This is a genomic window from Alteromonas sp. P256, from assembly GCF_036864455.1.
In the GTDB taxonomy this organism is placed as follows: Bacteria; Pseudomonadota; Gammaproteobacteria; order Enterobacterales; family Alteromonadaceae; genus Alteromonas.
This window is the reverse complement of record NZ_JAZETM010000001.1, coordinates 691,038-707,662: the sequence shown is the minus strand read 5'-3', so window position 1 is coordinate 707,662 and position 16,625 is coordinate 691,038. Positions and strand designations below refer to the sequence as shown.

The 16,625-nt window shown below is 45.1% G+C and carries 12 protein-coding genes; 7 read left to right on the top strand and 5 right to left on the bottom strand.

Going from position 1 to position 16,625, the window contains the following annotated elements; genetic code table 11:
* Positions 1–83: 83 nt before the first annotated feature.
* Positions 84–1,481, top strand: coding sequence for a PhoH family protein (locus tag V7R39_RS03085; RefSeq protein ID WP_334028014.1), 1,398 nt, complete (start codon positions 84–86; stop codon positions 1,479–1,481).
* Positions 1,482–1,589: 108 nt separating this feature from the next.
* Here the strand turns inward: V7R39_RS03085 and V7R39_RS03080 are convergent, their stop codons facing one another.
* From V7R39_RS03080 to V7R39_RS03070, 3 genes are all read right to left on the bottom strand, one after another.
* Positions 1,590–2,591, bottom strand: a complete 1,002-nt coding sequence (locus V7R39_RS03080; protein ID WP_334028012.1) for a hypothetical protein — start codon at positions 2,589–2,591, stop codon at positions 1,590–1,592.
* A 112-nt stretch (positions 2,592–2,703) separates the two neighbouring features.
* Positions 2,704–4,089 carry a siroheme synthase CysG gene (cysG, locus tag V7R39_RS03075; RefSeq protein WP_334028010.1) on the bottom strand — a complete coding sequence of 462 codons (1,386 nt, stop codon included), beginning with the start codon at positions 4,087–4,089 and terminating at the stop codon, positions 2,704–2,706.
* A 125-nt stretch (positions 4,090–4,214) separates the two neighbouring features.
* Positions 4,215–5,960, bottom strand: coding sequence for a DEAD/DEAH box helicase (locus V7R39_RS03070; RefSeq protein WP_334028008.1), 1,746 nt, complete (start codon positions 5,958–5,960; stop codon positions 4,215–4,217).
* Positions 5,961–6,186: 226 nt separating this feature from the next.
* On the opposite strand from V7R39_RS03070, the gene prsT reads away from it, so the two are divergent.
* Entirely contained in the window at positions 6,187–8,973 is a 2,787-nt protein-coding gene (gene prsT, locus V7R39_RS03065; protein ID WP_334028006.1) for an XrtA/PEP-CTERM system TPR-repeat protein PrsT, read from the top strand.
* A 47-nt stretch (positions 8,974–9,020) separates the two neighbouring features.
* Here prsT and V7R39_RS03060 read toward each other — a convergent pair whose 3' ends face one another.
* Entirely contained in the window at positions 9,021–9,854 is an 834-nt protein-coding gene (locus V7R39_RS03060; protein WP_334028004.1) for an ion transporter, read from the bottom strand.
* 388 nt (positions 9,855–10,242) lie between these two features.
* The gene (gene tolC, locus V7R39_RS03055; RefSeq protein ID WP_334028002.1) at positions 10,243–11,634 is read right to left on the bottom strand and encodes an outer membrane channel protein TolC; all 1,392 of its coding nucleotides are present in this window, start codon (positions 11,632–11,634) and stop codon (positions 10,243–10,245) included.
* 309 nt (positions 11,635–11,943) lie between these two features.
* On the opposite strand from tolC, the gene nudF reads away from it, so the two are divergent.
* From nudF to parE, 5 genes are all read left to right on the top strand, one after another.
* Positions 11,944–12,570, top strand: coding sequence for an ADP-ribose diphosphatase (gene nudF, locus V7R39_RS03050; protein ID WP_334028000.1), 627 nt, complete (start codon positions 11,944–11,946; stop codon positions 12,568–12,570).
* 41 nt (positions 12,571–12,611) lie between these two features.
* Positions 12,612–13,007: a DUF1249 domain-containing protein gene (locus V7R39_RS03045; protein ID WP_152561526.1), complete on the top strand. Its 396-nt coding sequence runs from the start codon at positions 12,612–12,614 to the stop codon at positions 13,005–13,007.
* Positions 13,004–13,786 carry a metallophosphoesterase gene (locus V7R39_RS03040; protein ID WP_334027998.1) on the top strand — a complete coding sequence of 261 codons (783 nt, stop codon included), beginning with the start codon at positions 13,004–13,006 and terminating at the stop codon, positions 13,784–13,786. Before V7R39_RS03045 ends, V7R39_RS03040 begins: the two co-directional genes overlap by 4 nt.
* A 105-nt stretch (positions 13,787–13,891) precedes the next feature.
* On the top strand, positions 13,892–14,473 hold the full coding sequence (locus V7R39_RS03035; RefSeq protein ID WP_334027996.1) for a YqiA/YcfP family alpha/beta fold hydrolase: 582 nt from the start codon (positions 13,892–13,894) through the stop codon (positions 14,471–14,473).
* Positions 14,474–14,609: 136 nt separating this feature from the next.
* Positions 14,610–16,505: a DNA topoisomerase IV subunit B gene (parE, locus tag V7R39_RS03030; RefSeq protein WP_334027994.1), complete on the top strand. Its 1,896-nt coding sequence runs from the start codon at positions 14,610–14,612 to the stop codon at positions 16,503–16,505.
* Positions 16,506–16,625: the final 120 nt, after the last annotated feature.

Here is a 16,625-nt window from a genome sequence, read left to right as displayed (position 1 = left end):
CGGCATCCCTGTAGTAGCCCAGCTGTAGCTCGCTAGCCATTACCAATTAACGGCTAGCTTGGCTTTATTTCACGGAGTAAAGGATGCCAAGAAGAAACTCTAGCGAAACGAAAATATACGTCCTCGATACCAACATTTTGCTTCACGAACCCCACGCTTTTCTTTCCTTTAAAGAACACGATGTTGTTATTCCCATGACGGTTCTTGAAGAACTCGATTACATCAAAGACAGTAAAAAAGACGTTGCACGGGACGCACGTGTCTCCATTCGTTCAATGGAAGACTTGCTGCATGAGGCCACGCCTGAAGAAATGCTTGTGGGTGTTTCAATGGAGGGACTAGGAGCGGGCGATACCGCACCTACTGGAAAGCTATCGATATTTGCCGATTTAAATATGGCAGAGGCGCAGCAGGTTTTCACGAGCAACGAAAACGACAATCGTATTATCAACGTTGCGCTTCATATTCAAAAGGCTTACGCACCGCAAAAAGTGGTGTTGGTTACCAAAGATTTGAATATGCGGTTGAAGGCCAAAGGTGCCGGTTTAGCTCATGTGGAAGACTATCGCACCGACCAACTTATTACTGATATTAAGTACTTGTCTCGAGGCTTTCATGTCTTCGAGGGTAATTTTTGGGATAACGTAAAAAGCGTTGACAGCCGAACCGAGGGGCGGGACACCATTCACACCGTGCCAAAATCAATACTGCCAGAAGCCTACATCAATGAATTCCTTCTTGATGATAGTAAAGAGTTTGCTGGTCTTGTGGAAGAAATTTCAGACGATACGTTAGAAGTACTGGATCTGGGCTATGAACGCCTCATGAGTCGCCATGCATGGGGCATAACACCGAAGAATATTGGTCAAGGTATGGCGCTGCATGCCTTGCTAGACCCCCATATCGATATGTGTATTCTCACAGGGCCTGCGGGCAGTGGTAAAACGCTTTTAGCCCTGGCCGCCGCCCTTGAGATGGTGGTTGAGCGCAATATGTATGACAAAATCATCGTCACTCGTAGTACCCCAGAAATTGCCGAATCTATTGGCTTTTTACCAGGAACAGAAGAAGAGAAAATGCTGCCGTGGCTAGCCGCTATTACCGATTCATTAGAAGTGCTGCACAAGCATGATGAAAATACGAAAGGCTCTATGAATTACATTATGGAGAAGGCGAATATTCAGTATAAATCGGTGAATTTTATGCGTGGTCGCAGTATTCAAAACGCCATCGTTATTCTAGATGAATCGCAAAACTTAACGGCATCACAGCTAAAAACCATCATTACCCGCTGTGGTGAGGGTACAAAGCTTATTGTGGGGGGCAATTTAGCGCAAATAGACAGTAACTACCTTAGCGCTGTCACGTCAGGCTTAACGTATTTAGTCGAGAAATTTAAAGACTTCTCAGGTAGCGCCACCATTAACCTTGATGGTGTGGTACGAAGCCGCCTTGCAAGCTTTGCGGAAGAGAACTTGTAGCATTATACCAGTCTGCTTACGTTGCTAGTCTTCTTAGAGACAAGCGTGCCCGTTACCTTGTTTAAACTTTTATTTATCGCTAAAGAGCGCACCGAAGATACAGGTGCGCTATTCCACTAATTCTATTTGAAATCGACCGGTATCAATAAACTGTTTAGAGCTGTCAGACACTTCACCAAAAGGGATCTGCGCGGGTCCTGTGGGATCGTAAAGCACATATTCTTTTCCCTCAAACTCAATGGTTTCGTCATCTGCCATGGGAGTCAGTGCCACGCCAAGAAGCGCATGTTCAGGCAAAAGCACCATGATCATTTTCGTTGTGGGTAGAAAGGCTCTCACCATTGACGATGCCAGCACAGCTTTGCTGTCACAATCGCCTTGGTTTTGCATTAATAAACCGATGGGGGGCGCAAAGCCTGAACCATTACTGGCCACTCTGTCGTCCATGGCGTTATAAGGAATACTTTGGATCCAACTGAGCAGCAGCGCAAAGTAGTCTCGTGAATTAGATTGCGGTGCTAGCTTTTCATAAAACGCCTGAGATACGGGCACCATTGGCTTCACCGATTCGTTGATATAGCGCAGATGGTCGGGTTTAACCGCCCTTTGATTAAATAGGGTGGTGAAGCGAGTAAAGTAGTGAGTGGAAAGGTAGTCATCAAACGCCGCTTGCTGCACGGTTTTTAAATTATCGAGTACCTCAGCAGCTGTTTCTGGGTCTGATGATTTGACTTCAATGTTAATGGCATCTTGCTGGCGCTTAAGGTTAACGCGGGCCTCTTTAGGGTTTAATTTTTGGGTTTCTTTTAAAAGGGCCACCATCACGTAGCGCTGGGCTATTTTGGGCTTATAATTTGGTTGCTGCGTGGGGTTTTGTTTAATCGTTTCTCGAGGAAGTACAAAGCTAATTGAGTGAATAGTTTGCTTGCTGTCTGTCCATGTGTAGTCAAAGCGCACGCTGTCTTGATTATCTGTCATACTAAAATCAAGTTGCTCGGCGCTTGCTTTTACACCGACGGTAACCGAAGCAACAAACAGCAAGAGCAGCTTTAGCGTGACTAACACGCGGGGGTAAACAGACACAGATAAAAAGCCATATAAATTTGTCATCTCTTCGCCATAACCGACATATTCAAGAAACAGAGTATTACCCTCGTTTACTGAGTATGTCGTTCATAGCAGAAAATACAAGCCTATTTAAATGAGCAACCGCCCGTTTCGACTATTGTTGGAACCAGTTAAGTTCGCCATGCAGATTTACCACGGTACCTACAATAACCAGTGTGGGCGGCTTTAACTGCGCCTCTTTTTGCTTAGCGCATATGTCGCTTAGTGTGCCAATAAGCACACGTTGGTCATCGGTTGTTGCCTGCTGTACCAAAGCGATAGGCGTAGTAGCAGGTAAGCCATGCTCAATAAGTTTTTCGCAAATAATTGGTAGCCCGGTTAGCCCCATATAAAACACTGCGGTTTGATTTTTGTGGGCTAATGCAGACCAATTTAAGTCGATGGTACCGTTTCGCAAGTGACCTGTAGCAAACACCACCGATTGCGCGTGATCTCGGTGAGTAAGCGGAATGCCTGCATAACTTGAAGCGCCACTTGCCGCGGTAATCCCCGGTACTACCTGAAACTCAATGCCATGCTCAATAAGGGTTTGAATTTCTTCACCGCCGCGCCCAAATATGAACGGATCGCCGCCTTTTAATCTGACAACGCGGTTGCCTTTTTTCGCTTCATCCACCATCAACTGATTAATGTCATCTTGAGGGAGGGTATGATTGCTCATGGCTTTTCCCACATAGATTTTTTCAGCGTCTCTGCGCACCAGTTCTAAAATCTGAGGTGACACTAAGCGGTCGTAAACCACCACGTCGGCCTTTTGCATTAAACGCAGTGCGCGAAAAGTGAGTAGGTCCGGATCGCCAGGACCTGCTCCCACAAGGTACACTTGCCCAGTCACTTCCTTATTCTCTGCCGCTGCTTGCAAGGCTATGTCGAAGGCTTTGTCTGCTTTTTCGTCTTGGCCTTTTTCAACCATTTCAGCAATGTCGCCATCGAGCACATCTTCCCAGAAATAGCGACGGGCAGTCACGCCATCAAGGGCTTGTTTCACTTTGTCTCTGAACTTCTCAGAAAATGAACCAAGTCTACTGAGATTGGCGGGCAAAACGGTTTCTAACTTCTGGCGTAAATAACGTAATAATACAGGGGCAACACCACCGCTACTCATGGCAATAATAATAGGAGAACGGTCTACGATGGAAGGTGTAATAAATTGGCATAAAGGTGTATTGTCAACCACATTCACCAGTACCTTCTGCTCGCGTCCTAGGTCGTGAATGTATTGGTTTACATCGGGTTTATCGGTAGCAATAAACACCATGTCTTTATGCGCTAGGTCACTATCGATAAATTCACGTTCTATTAAAGTCACCTTGTCACTCTTGGCAAGGGCTTTTACCGTATCGCATACCCACGGCGCCACCACGGTAATGGTTGCCGGCGTTTTCATGATCAATTCAAGTTTGCGGGCGGCTACTTCACCTGCACCAACAATAAGGCAGTTGAGCGAACGAGCATCTAAAAATAAGGGAAAGTAATCCATCAATGGGCACATAAAAAAAAAGAACTAGCGCTATTTTGCGCTAATTCTTTTTAATTAGAAACAACGAAATCAGCCTTTATATTCCACAACGTTATATAAAGGCGGAAGTTGCTTTTATTTCGATCTTACGACTTGCGACGTGCGCGATTATCACGACTGCGGTTTTCACCACGCTCACGTTTTGGTGGCGGTGTATCCGACCATTCGCGAAGGTTGAGGCGTTGCCCCGCCACTCTTGTCGCTTGAAGCGTAGAATGGGTTTCTTTAGGCATGCCGCCTGGCAAGTCAACGGTACTGAAGTTGTCATATATCTCGATAGCACCAATGTTCTTCGAGTCAATGTTAGCTTCATTCGCAATAGCGCCAACAATGTTACCCGGCTTAGCACCGTGTACATGGCCTACTTCTATGCGAAAACGTTGCATACCTTCATCTGGCTTGCGATTGCCACGAGGCGCTCTTGGCTTTCTATCGCGACTTTCACGACCACCGCGATCATTGCGCTCACGACTATCGCGAGGCGGCTTGCTGTTGAGGTCTGGACGATCAGATTCTTTAAGCACCAGAGGCTCGTCGCCCTGAGCGATTTTGATCATTGCAGCAAGAAGGACTTCTGGAGAAGCTTCATTCTCTTGTTTGATCATCTCAACAATTGGCATTAACGATTCAATGCTATCGTCTTGCGTTGCTTCCATTACCGACTGCTTAAAGCGCGTAAGACGGGTCTGGTTGATTTCGCTAATTGAAGGAATAGGCATTGCTTCAATAGCTTGCTTCGTCGTTTTCTCAATAGAGAACAACAAGCGTTTTTCACGGTGAGAGATAAACAGAATCGCATCACCCTGACGACCAGCACGGCCTGTACGACCAATACGGTGAACATAAGATTCACTATCATACGGAATATCGTAGTTAATAACGTGACTAACACGTTCAACATCAAGACCACGTGCAACAACATCAGTAGCTACTAAAATATCGATCTGGCCTTGTTTTAGCTTATCAACAGTTCGCTCACGGGCAGACTGTGGAATATCACCATTTAGTGGCTCTACATCAAAACCGCGTGCTGAAAGCTTATCTGCTAATTCAACAGTGGCTGTTTTGGTGCGAACGAAGATAATCATGCCATCGAATTTTTCGACTTCCATAATACGCGTAAGCGCCTCAAGTTTATGATGAGGAGCAACTTGGCAAAAGCGCTGACGAATAGTACTCGCCGTGCTAACTTTTGACGCAATTTTTATGTGTTTTGGATCCTTGAGATAACGCTGTGTTATCTTTTTGATTGGTCCAGGCATTGTGGCTGAGAATAACGCCGTCTGCCGCTGGTCAGGTGCATGGCTTAGAATAAGCTCTACATCATCAATAAAGCCCATGCGAAGCATTTCATCAGCTTCGTCAAGCACAAGGAATTTAAGTTCGCTTAAATCCAATGTTTTGCGCTTAATATGGTCAATGATACGACCTGGAGTACCTACTACAACCTGAACGCCGCGCTTAAGCTGACGAATTTGGTTGTCGTAAGACTGACCGCCGTATACTGGAAGTACTTTAATTTTTTGACTAAAGCTCGCATAAACCTGAAATGCCTCTGCAACTTGAATAGCTAATTCACGAGTTGGGGCTAATACCAGTAATTGCGGCTTACGTTGCTCAGGATCGATATTTGCCAACATGGGCAGGGCAAACGCAGCGGTTTTTCCTGTCCCTGTCTGTGCCTGACCGAGTAAATCGTGACCTTCAAGCAAAAGTGGAATACTCTCAGCTTGGATAGGTGACGGTTTCTCGTAGCCAACTTTTTCAATGGCTTGTAAGAGAGGTTCTGGTAAATTTAGGTCTTTAAATGTCATGTCGACAGTTGTTGTCATTAAGGGTCCTGATGTTATTAGTAAGGAGGGTGCGGCATACGAGAGTAACGCCTGAAAAACGTTGAAGTGTGCCTGCAGTGTTGCAAAAAAACATATTATATTCGAATAATGGTCAGGTTGCCATGAAATTGCACAATAATGCTGAAATAATAACCAAGTTTTGCGGGTGGCGGCAGAAAAACAATAAAGTTTTTGAAGAATTTTCGAAATAGGGCAAGGAATTACCATGAGTAAAAACAATTCAAATAAAATATTTAAACGCTCTTCTGTAGCAGTGCTTCTGCTAACAGCTCTATTGTCAGGGTGCAGTGAAAAGTCCATGGAAAGCCATTTGGCTGATGCCCGCAATTATGTATCCGAGCAGCAGCCAGATGCCGCTATAGTCGAATATAAAAATGCAATTCAGAAATCTCCTAACGCGGCCGCTCCTCGTTTCGAACTCGGTAAACTGTATCTTCAAACCAATAATTTTGTCGCAGCTGAGAAAGAACTCAACAAAGCCATGGAGCTTGGTTATGCCGCCAGCGAGGTCATTCCTTTATTATCAGTTGCTTATCAGCATTCGGGTGCAGAAAATGCTCTATCAGAGGTGGATTATCGCGCAGAGGGCATGACGGCGGTTGAGTCTGTTGAAGTGGGTTTTTACAAGCTACAGGCGCTGCTGCAGCTTAATAAACGAGAAGAAGCAGAAGCGTTAATTGCCGACCTATCAACTATCGATACTAGCTCAGTGTACAAAGGGCTTGTTGATAGCTACGTATTTGTACTCAACAATGATGTAGAAGCGGCCATTGCTTCTACAGAAGCATTACGCGAGCAGGCCCCTACAAACAAAGACGTGTTGCAGCAACTCGCAAAGCTATATTTACAAAGCGGTGCGCCTGAAAAAGCTGCCGTGGTGTATGGCGATTACCTAAAAAGCTATCCAGACGATACGGCAAGTAAATTTGCCTACGCAGCACTATTGATTGAACTGCGAGCGCTTGATACCGCAGAGCCCGTAGTAGAAGAATTGTTAGTGCTTAACGATAGTCACCCGCTGCTAAATACGTTTAAAGGTATTATTGAATCTGCTAAGGGTAACTATGCACAAGCGTTAGAGCACTTGGAAATTGCCGTGCAAAACGGCAGAAGCGATCAGGTTGTGCGCTTGATAGCAGGTTTCAGTGCATATCAAATACAAGATTTTGAATCAGCTCAGCGCCACCTCACCATGATTGCTTCTAGCTTACCAGATAATCATCCTGGCCTTCGTATGCTGGCAGACAGCATGCTGCAATTAGGTGAAAACGATAATGCGTTAGAAATTCTAGAGCGCGTTGAGGGTGAGCAAAACTCAGACGCAGCGTTATTTTCAAAGGCAAGCTACCAGCTGCTCGTCGACGGCAACATGGTGGGCGCAAAACAAATGGTTGAGCGCTCACAAGAAATTAGTACCTCAGCTGAAGACCTCGCTCGTTTAGGCGTTTTACAACTATCGCTTAATGACGTAGAAGGGCTAGTTAATTTAGAAGAAGCGGTAAATCAGGCGCCAGAGTCAGCCACTACACAAAGTACGTTAGTGCGCGCTTACATCGCCACCCAGCAGTTAGATAAAGCAAAAGACGCGGCAACAAAATGGGTAGAACAAGCCCCTGATGAAGCGCTTCCGCTAGTTTACTTAGGTGGAATAGCAACGGTAGAAGGCGACTTCACTAAAGCAGCGTCTTATTTTGATGATGCAAGCACTCGGGAAGGGGCTAAAGAACAGCTCGTTTACGCGCGCACTCAACTACTTATTGCACAAGGTGACAATGAATCTGCAACGGCGTTTATTCGCGCTTTTATCGATGACAATCCGGCAGATTTAAGAGCGTTAACAATGTGGTACGCATTGGCCGCCGAGCAAAAAGCAGTGCAGCCGGTTATTAATCACGTAAAGAATGAGCTTGATAAAGCGCCAAACTTTATTGAAATGCGTTTATTACTTGCGCGGCTTTATGCGTTCAATAACGCCATAGACAAAACGGTAGCGCTGCTTGCTAACGTTGAAGGAAATAAAGAAACGCCCATGGCGTTTTGGAATATAAAAGGGCAGGCGCTCATTGCTGCTAACGATGTGAAAGCCGCAGACACCTTTTTCGACCGATGGTTGTCATTCTATCCGCAGGATAAAAGTGCCGTATTAGGCAAGTTGTTAATCTTAGACTCGCAACGACAGTTTACCGAAGGGCTAGCGTTATCAAGTCGAGTGTTAGAAAAGCGACCTGATGCACAAATTAGTTTGTTAAAAGCCTATTTTCACAGTCGCATAGGTCAAAGTAAGCCTGCATGGAATATTATCAATGCAAGCGCTGACGGTGTGAAAGAGCTGCCGTTTGTGCGGGGGATTATTGCGCGCTTATATCTTATCGACAAAGCGCCAGAGCAAGCCGTTAGTCATGCTGAAGCTGCCTACGATGGAACGCCAAACTCTGACAATGCTATGTTGCTGGTGGCGTCTTATGAAATGTCGGATAAAGGCGAGCAAGCCCTTAGCTTTTTAGAAAAGCATGTAGCAGAAAATGCGAATGATATCTCAAGCAGCATGTTGTTGGCGGAACGCCAAATTAGGCAAGATAGAGAAAGTGCGCTTGCAACCTATGAAGCCATATTAGCGCAAACCCCCGATAACTTTGTTGTACTGAATAACCTTGCCTACCTCGCGTTTGAAGATAATGATTTGTCTCGAGCAGAAACCTTAGCGAAAAGAGCCGTGGCCTTGCGTAGTGACAACGCCGACGCTGTAGACACACTTGCCCAGATTTACATCGCTAAAGGTGACAATGACGCTGCGCTTTCATTATATGAAGAAATAGCAACGCGACCGATTGCTAATGAAGAGGTGTACTTAAACCACGTTGAACTTCTTACTGAACTTGATAAAACGACATTGGCAAAGCGCCGGTTGTTAGCAAGAGAGTTTAAGAGTGAAGCGTCAAAGCAGCGAGCAAAGGCGCTCAGAGCCCAGTTTGGTATTAACCTTGACGAGTAATTAAATGCGCTAGTTAACAAGCCACGTAATAAACGTGGCTTTGTCGTTTATGGCTTTTCTCTATGTTTAAGCTGCGCCTTGATCTCGTTAAGCTCGGCCATGACGTCTTTTAAGGTTGGCTCAACATTACCTTGTGCTTCTAGCTCGGCGAGTAGCTCTGCTTGTTTTTCTGCCCGCGCCTTTTCGTTTTCTCGCTCCATGACGTTCACCACAATACCAATCACCATGTTGAGAAACGCGAAGGCCGTAAAGAAGATAAACGTGAGGTAAAATATCCAGCTGAGAGGATACACCTCTTGAGTCTCGTACATGACATCGGTCCAATCTTCAAAGGTCATTACTCTAAATAAGGTGAGTAAGGATATGGTGATGTCGCCCCATAACACGGGGTTAATATTTTCGAATAAAGTGCTTCCGATAGCCGCATAAATATAAAAGATAATAAACATCAGTAGCATAACGTAACCGAGCTGAGGCAGGGCTTTGACTAACGACACAAGGAGAATACGCAGCTCTGGAATAATAGATATCATCCGCAGTACCCTAAACACCCGAACTAACCGTGCAATAAGGGCAAGCTCTGTGTCATCGGCGGGAATTAAGCTAATGACTACAATTAGCGTGTCGAACCAATTCCAAAAGCTTTTGAAAAAATGCATTTTTCGCTTTTCTGCAAGAAAGCGAATGGTAATTTCAGTGAGAAAAAACGCACTGATAAACCAATCTAGAAAAAGCGTGACTGAGGCCATGCCGTTAGGCAATTCATAGGTTTTAGCGCCAACTAATAGGGCTGAAACCACTATTACACTAACAACAAATATTTCGAACCACTTGTTGGCTCTTATGCGTTCAAATTTGTTCTGTAATACAGAGACTTGCATCGTTAAAAATCACTCGAAGTAAACAAAGTTAAAGGTGTCTGGTGTTTGGTTTAGCATCTAATCTTGGTGCTTACATTTAGTTTTGCGCCGTTGGGTAAACATCCATTATGTTAAACAGGATCGTCTGTTGGCATCGAAAATAGAATGGGCAGTATCATGAATTATGTGAGACCTGTGTTGCAAGAAAAATTGCCAAGTCATCTATATTGCACTTCGGCGTGTTCAAAAAAAAGCGAAGTTTCTCCAAGGCATAAAAAAGGGCAGCATGTTGCTACCCTCATTGCTAATGTCATCCGAACGGTGTTGTCACACCCGCTCAAGGCTGTCGTCACCCGCTCAAGGTTGCCGTTTCCCGCTCAAGGCTTCAAGCACAGCTTAAGCAGATAATCTAGCTATCTGAAGACATGTCCGAAGGCTTAAGGCCGCGGTTCAATGTTTCAATACCTTCACCCGTTAACGTTCCTGCAGCTTGCTTAAGTGTCACGACAGACTGGATAAAGTCGTATCGAGCACCTGCAAGGTTACGCTGAGCGTCGAACAGGTTACGAGTACTATCAAGTACGTCTACCACCGTGCGCGTACCTACGTCAAACCCTGCTTCGGTTGCTTTCAAAGCGCTATCTGCTGAGATTACAGACTGCTTTAATGCGCGAATTCGAGATACTGCAGCTCGCAAATCGTTAAACGAACGACGCACGCTTTGCACAGTTTGACGATGCGCTTGCTCTAGCTGTTCACTGGCAACCACGAAGTTGTGACGGGCCTGCTCAGTGCTTGCCGTTACTCGGCCACCTAGATAGATAGGGATATTCAAACGTGCATTCAAACGCGTGTTATCCTGAATCGGAAGGTTAGCTTGTGGCTGTGCTCCGATGTTTTGTGATACATCTTCTTCTGTGTAGGCCGCACTGAATGACAGCGTCGGATAATGACCCGCTCGTGCCGCGTCTATGTCGTCTTCAGCGATATCTTTTCCAAGGCGCTGCACCAGCAATGATAAATTACGCTCTTCTGCTAGCTTCAGCCATTCGTTAACTGTCGATGGCTGAGGTAAAGATGCACTGAAGCGCTCAGTGTTAAGCACGCTTAAACGAGAGTGATATTTTCCCGTGATAACGCGAAGATCTTCAAGCGCAATCTCCACATCGTTTTCTGCCTGTATTTCACGTGCTACCGTATTGTCAAAGTTAGCTTGAGCTTCATGAACGTCGGTAATTGCAGTCAGACCAACTTCAAAGCGCTGTTTGGTTTGTTCTAACTGTCGTTCAATAGCGCGTTTTTCCGCTTTGATAAACTCTAGATTATCCTGCGCACGCAGAGCCCCAAGATATGCTGTAACTGTACGTACAATAAGATCTTGTACCTGCAGAGCGTACTGCGAATCACTTTGCTGTGCTACTTTTTCAGCACGAGCCAAGTTGACCCAGTTGGCGTGATCGTAAATTGAAAGGGTGGCTTCAACGCCTTTCTGAAGATTGGTTTGTTGGAAACCTAATAGTGGGAAATTAAACCCTACCAACTCACCATTGGAATCAAACTGAGGTACGGTGTTGGCGCTTGTCGCATCAAAGTCAGTGTAGGAAATAAATGCAGATACTTGAGGTAGAAGATTAGCTCTGCTAATGCTGATCCCTTCGAACGCTGCATTGCGTTGCGCTTTCGCTTGGTTTACCTGCGGGTCGTTGGCGAGCGCTTGTTGATAAACCTGCATCAGGTCATCAGCGATCGCGCCCGTGGTTATCGACATGCCGATTACCAGCGATAGAAGTGTTCGTTTCATGCTTACGTATTCCTGTAGTGTTCGAGTTGTGTCGGCTTACTGTGTTCACTTTAAAGTATCGCACCGACTTGTTAAAACCAAGTGTATGAAAAATCAACCACAAACCGAAAGTCCAAACTCGTAACAGTGTCCATTTAACTGTAACAGAATATGTGATCTACCCACGCTAATTATTTTTATATAAACGACTTGTAACTTGAGTTTTCTGTTATTTGTACATCTAAAATACGGCGATTCTCACGCGTATACATGTGTAGTGTGCAAATGTAGACTACATGATAAATCTATTTGAACCATAAGTGTCAGCAAATGAGCAAGGAAATCCTTTCGTTTACCTCAAATGACGTTGAAATTACCGAAGTTAGCCCTGTTTACCGCGGTTTTTTCACCATGAATCGATACATCTTTAGGCACAAATGCTTCAATGGCGAATGGAGCGATTTAGTGAGCCGCGAAATTTTCGAACGTGGTCATGCCGTGGGTGTGCTGCCTTATGATCCAATAACCCAAGAGTTTGTACTTATTGAACAAGTGAGGATTGGGGCATTGCCAACGTCTTCAAGCCCTTGGTTAATAGAAATTATTGCCGGTATGATTGACGAAGGCGAAACTGAAGAAAATGTTTGCCATCGGGAATCCATGGAAGAAGCGGGAATAGAGCTCGATAACCTCACTAAAGCATTAAGTTATTTATCGAGCCCAGGCGGCACAACAGAAAGGTTACATATTTTTATAGCGAAAACCGATGCCACAAAAGCACAGGGTATACATGGCTTAGAGACTGAGTCTGAAGATATCAAGGTGCACCGAGTTAAAGAAAATACCGCACTTGAATGGCTGGAAACTGGTCGCATAGACAACGCTGCGGCGTTAATTGCGCTACAATGGTTCTTCATGCATAAAACTCAACTTTTAAAGCAGTGGAAAACACCGTGACTTATCGTACACAACGAAAATACGTTCCTCATCTTGCCACCATGCAGGCAGTATGCGAGGTGAACTATGCGCATATTCTGCGTATTTTGCCCGATTGCGATACGGAAGATTTGAGCTATCGTTTTTCGATTGGTAAGCATTTGGCGTACGAAATTAAAATAGTTGAGTCTTCTCGCTATACTAGCTCGTTAAGTATCAAGCAGACCACGAAAGACATGCCGGATTATTTAACCCCGTCGATGACAGTGCGCTTGTACCATGACGCCAGACTGGCTGAAGTAATCAATAGCCAAAATACGGGCGCGCTAGAGCCTTCCTATGAGTATCCTAATTTGAAGATGCGCCAGCGAAACGAGAAGCAGATGGTGAACATCTTTTTGGCTGAGTGGTTAGATTTTTGTTTAAAACACACTCCAAAGGTAACCTCTGAAGCGTGAAAACAGTAATACAGTTTAGCGATTGCCATTTATTACAAGATACTTCAAGAAAGGGCTATGGCGGTATTTCCCCCTATCATTCGTTAGAACGCCTTCTTACGCAGTTAGCCCAAAGCGGTAACACGGAAAAAGTGTCACCAGATGTGGCTGATGTGGTGTTAATTACCGGTGATATCAGTGGCGATGACTCCTCTGCAAGCTATACCCATTTTCTCGATTTAATGGAGCGCTTTGTGGATGTACCTTGGTATGTCATTGCGGGTAATCACGACGCCACCCCCCATTATGACGAATATTTAGCCCCACACACGCTGTCATCTAAATCACCACTTCACATTGGAAACTGGTGTATTCACGGCCTGGATACTCGGCCAAAGCAAATGGCCAAAGGAGCGCAGGGGGAAATAGACATGTATGAGCTCACGTGTATTGAGCGCGCGCTCAGCGCTTACACGCATCAGCATCATTTGCTTGCCCTTCATCATCACATTTTGCCGTCAAATAGCTGGATGGATAAGCATAATTTAGTCAATGCAGAGCGTTTAATTGAGTGGCTAGATAGTGTGAAAGTGATAAACCATATTATTCATGGTCACGTGCACTTTCCACTTAGGCAGCGAGTAGGCAGAAACAACATTAATAGTTTCGGGTGCCCCTCAAGCTGCTGGCAATGGGAAATGCAAGCTGATTTCGGTGTGAGTAACGAACAGCCTGGGTACCATTACATCTGCCTTTATGACGATGGCGAGGCGTCGGTATCTATTAAAAGACTGAGTTAATCGAATGAAAAAGAGTAGGTCTTTTAAATAAGACGACTTATTCTAAAACATATTTAAAAAATAACATTCAAAAACAAAACTTTATTGAAAAAACAGGGACGCAACATGCAGCACATTTTGTATCTTCATGGATTTCTAAGTTCTCCATCATCGGTTAAGGCGCAGGCAACCAAAGACTATTTTGCTGCCCATCATCCAGACGTTCAGGTTCATATTCCTGCGCTGTCTAATTTTCCAAGTAAGGTAGAAGCGCAGCTCACCGGGTTGATTGAGCAAACGCCAGCGCTTTTAACCAACGGCCTTAAAGTCATTGGTAGTTCAATGGGCGGCTATTTGTCCACGTTTTTAATTGAAAAGTATTCGGGGCGAGCTGTGTTGATTAACCCAGCAGTGCGACCTTACGAACTGCTTCAGCAGTTTATCGGCCCGCACGTTAATCCCTACAGCGGTGAGAAGTTTACTATTGAAGCAGCCGACATTGATGTCATAAGAGCGCTAGATGCCAACACACTGAACGAGCAAAAAGCGTATAGGGTGTTGCTGCAAACCAATGATGAAACTCTCGACTATCGCTTGGCCGCCGCAAAGTATGCGCTAAGCGAATTAGTCATAGAGGAAGGAGGCGATCACAGCTTTGTGGGTTATGAAAATCATTTACCTGGCATTGCAGATTTTCTTCTCAACTAAAATAGCTGGTAGGGGCGGCAACGGGACAACGTCGTTGCCAGGATTAAATCGCCCTGCTACCATCTTTTTACCTTGCGTTGCAGATAAACTCTGCGTACGTTTACTCCTGTTTCTGGCTTAAATAATAACCATAACTATGTCAAATCAATATAATTCAGATGCTATTGAAGTCTTAAATGGCCTCGACCCGGTTAAACGCCGCCCTGGTATGTATACCGACACTTCACGTCCTAACCATTTAGGGCAAGAGGTTATCGATAATAGTGTGGATGAAGCACTTGCTGGTCATGCGTCTAATATCAAAGTTATCCTGCATGAAGATCAGTCTTTAGAAGTGATTGATGACGGTCGCGGCATGCCTGTAGATATTCACCCTGAAGAAGGTGTGTCTGGGGTAGAGCTTATTTTGTGTAAGCTGCATGCCGGTGGTAAGTTTTCAAATAAAAACTATGCCTTTTCGGGCGGGTTACACGGTGTTGGTATCTCGGTAGTTAATGCACTGTCCAACCGTGTAGAGGTAACTATTCGCCGTGATAGCAACGTATATCAAATTGCGTTTGAAAATGGAGACAAGGTAGAAGACCTTCAGGTTATCGATACCTGCGGTAAGCGCAACACAGGTACGCGGGTACACTTCTGGCCAGACTCTCAATACTTTGATTCTGCCAAATTTTCTGTCAGTCGATTGCTGCACAATCTGCGGGCTAAAGCCGTATTAAGCCCAGGCCTTCGCATTCGTTTTGACAACAAAATTTCAAAAGAAAGCCAAGAGTGGTATTACGAAGATGGCTTGAGAGATTATCTTTATCAAGCGGTTGAAGCATTCGAAACGCTACCCTCTGATACGCCGTTTGTCGGCAGCTTTAAAGGCAACACTGAAGGGGCTGACTGGGCTGTGATGTGGCTGCCTGAAGGTGGCGAACTCATTACTGAAAGCTATGTGAATCTTATTCCTACAGCGCAAGGTGGTACCCATGTTAATGGAATGCGTCAAGGCCTGCTGGAATCGATGCGCGAGTTCTGTGAATTCAGAAATTTGATGCCTCGCGGCGTAAAGCTATCTCCTGATGATATTTGGGACCGATGTGCCTACATTTTATCGACAAAAATGCAGGACCCTCAGTTTGCAGGACAAACGAAAGAGCGTTTATCTTCTCGCCAGTCTAGTGCTTTTGTGTCTGGCGTAGTGAAAGACTCGTTTAGCCTGTGGCTAAACCAGCATACGGACGTTGCCGAAGCCCTTGCCGAAATGTGCATTAACAATGCTCAGCGTCGGTTGCGTCAAACCAAGAAGGTCGCTCGTAAAAAAGTGACACAAGGCCCGGCATTACCCGGAAAACTTACCGACTGTTCATCACAAGATATTAACCATTCAGAATTGTTTTTGGTGGAAGGGGACTCTGCGGGTGGCTCTGCTAAGCAAGCCCGCGATCGTGAGTTTCAAGCAATTATGCCCCTTCGAGGTAAAATTCTTAACAGTTGGGAAGTCGACTCCTCTCAGGTGTTAGCGTCCCAAGAAATTCACGACATATCGGTGGCGTTGGGTATCGATCCTGATTCAACAGATTTGTCCGGTTTACGTTACGGTAAAATTTGTATTCTGGCAGATGCCGACTCAGACGGACTGCACATTGCTACCTTGTTATGTGCACTTTTCGTAAGGCATTTCAGAACACTAGTAAACCAAGGTCACGTTTACGTGGCTATGCCTCCTCTGTTTCGCATAGATGTGGGCAAAGAGGTGTTTTATGCGCTGGATGAAAGTGAAAAACAGGGCATTTTAGATCGTATCGAAGCGGAGAAAAAGCGCGGCAAGGTTAACGTGCAGCGTTTTAAAGGGCTAGGGGAAATGAATCCACTTCAGCTTCGCGAAACCACTATGGACCCGAATACCCGTCGTCTTGTTCAGCTAACTATTGGTGACGCTGAAGATATGATGGAATTGATGGATATGCTTTTAGCGAAAAAACGCTCAGGCGATAGAAAAACTTGGCTTGAAAGTAAGGGGAATATGGCCGAGGTAGTACTGTAGCTCTTTGCGTTAAACTCAATACATTAAGAAAGCACAGCACCGAGCTTTCTTTGTGTATAAACTTTTTACTTCTTTTTTACATCTGTTGCATCCAGTCGGTATTTTCGGCCGTTTGGCTTT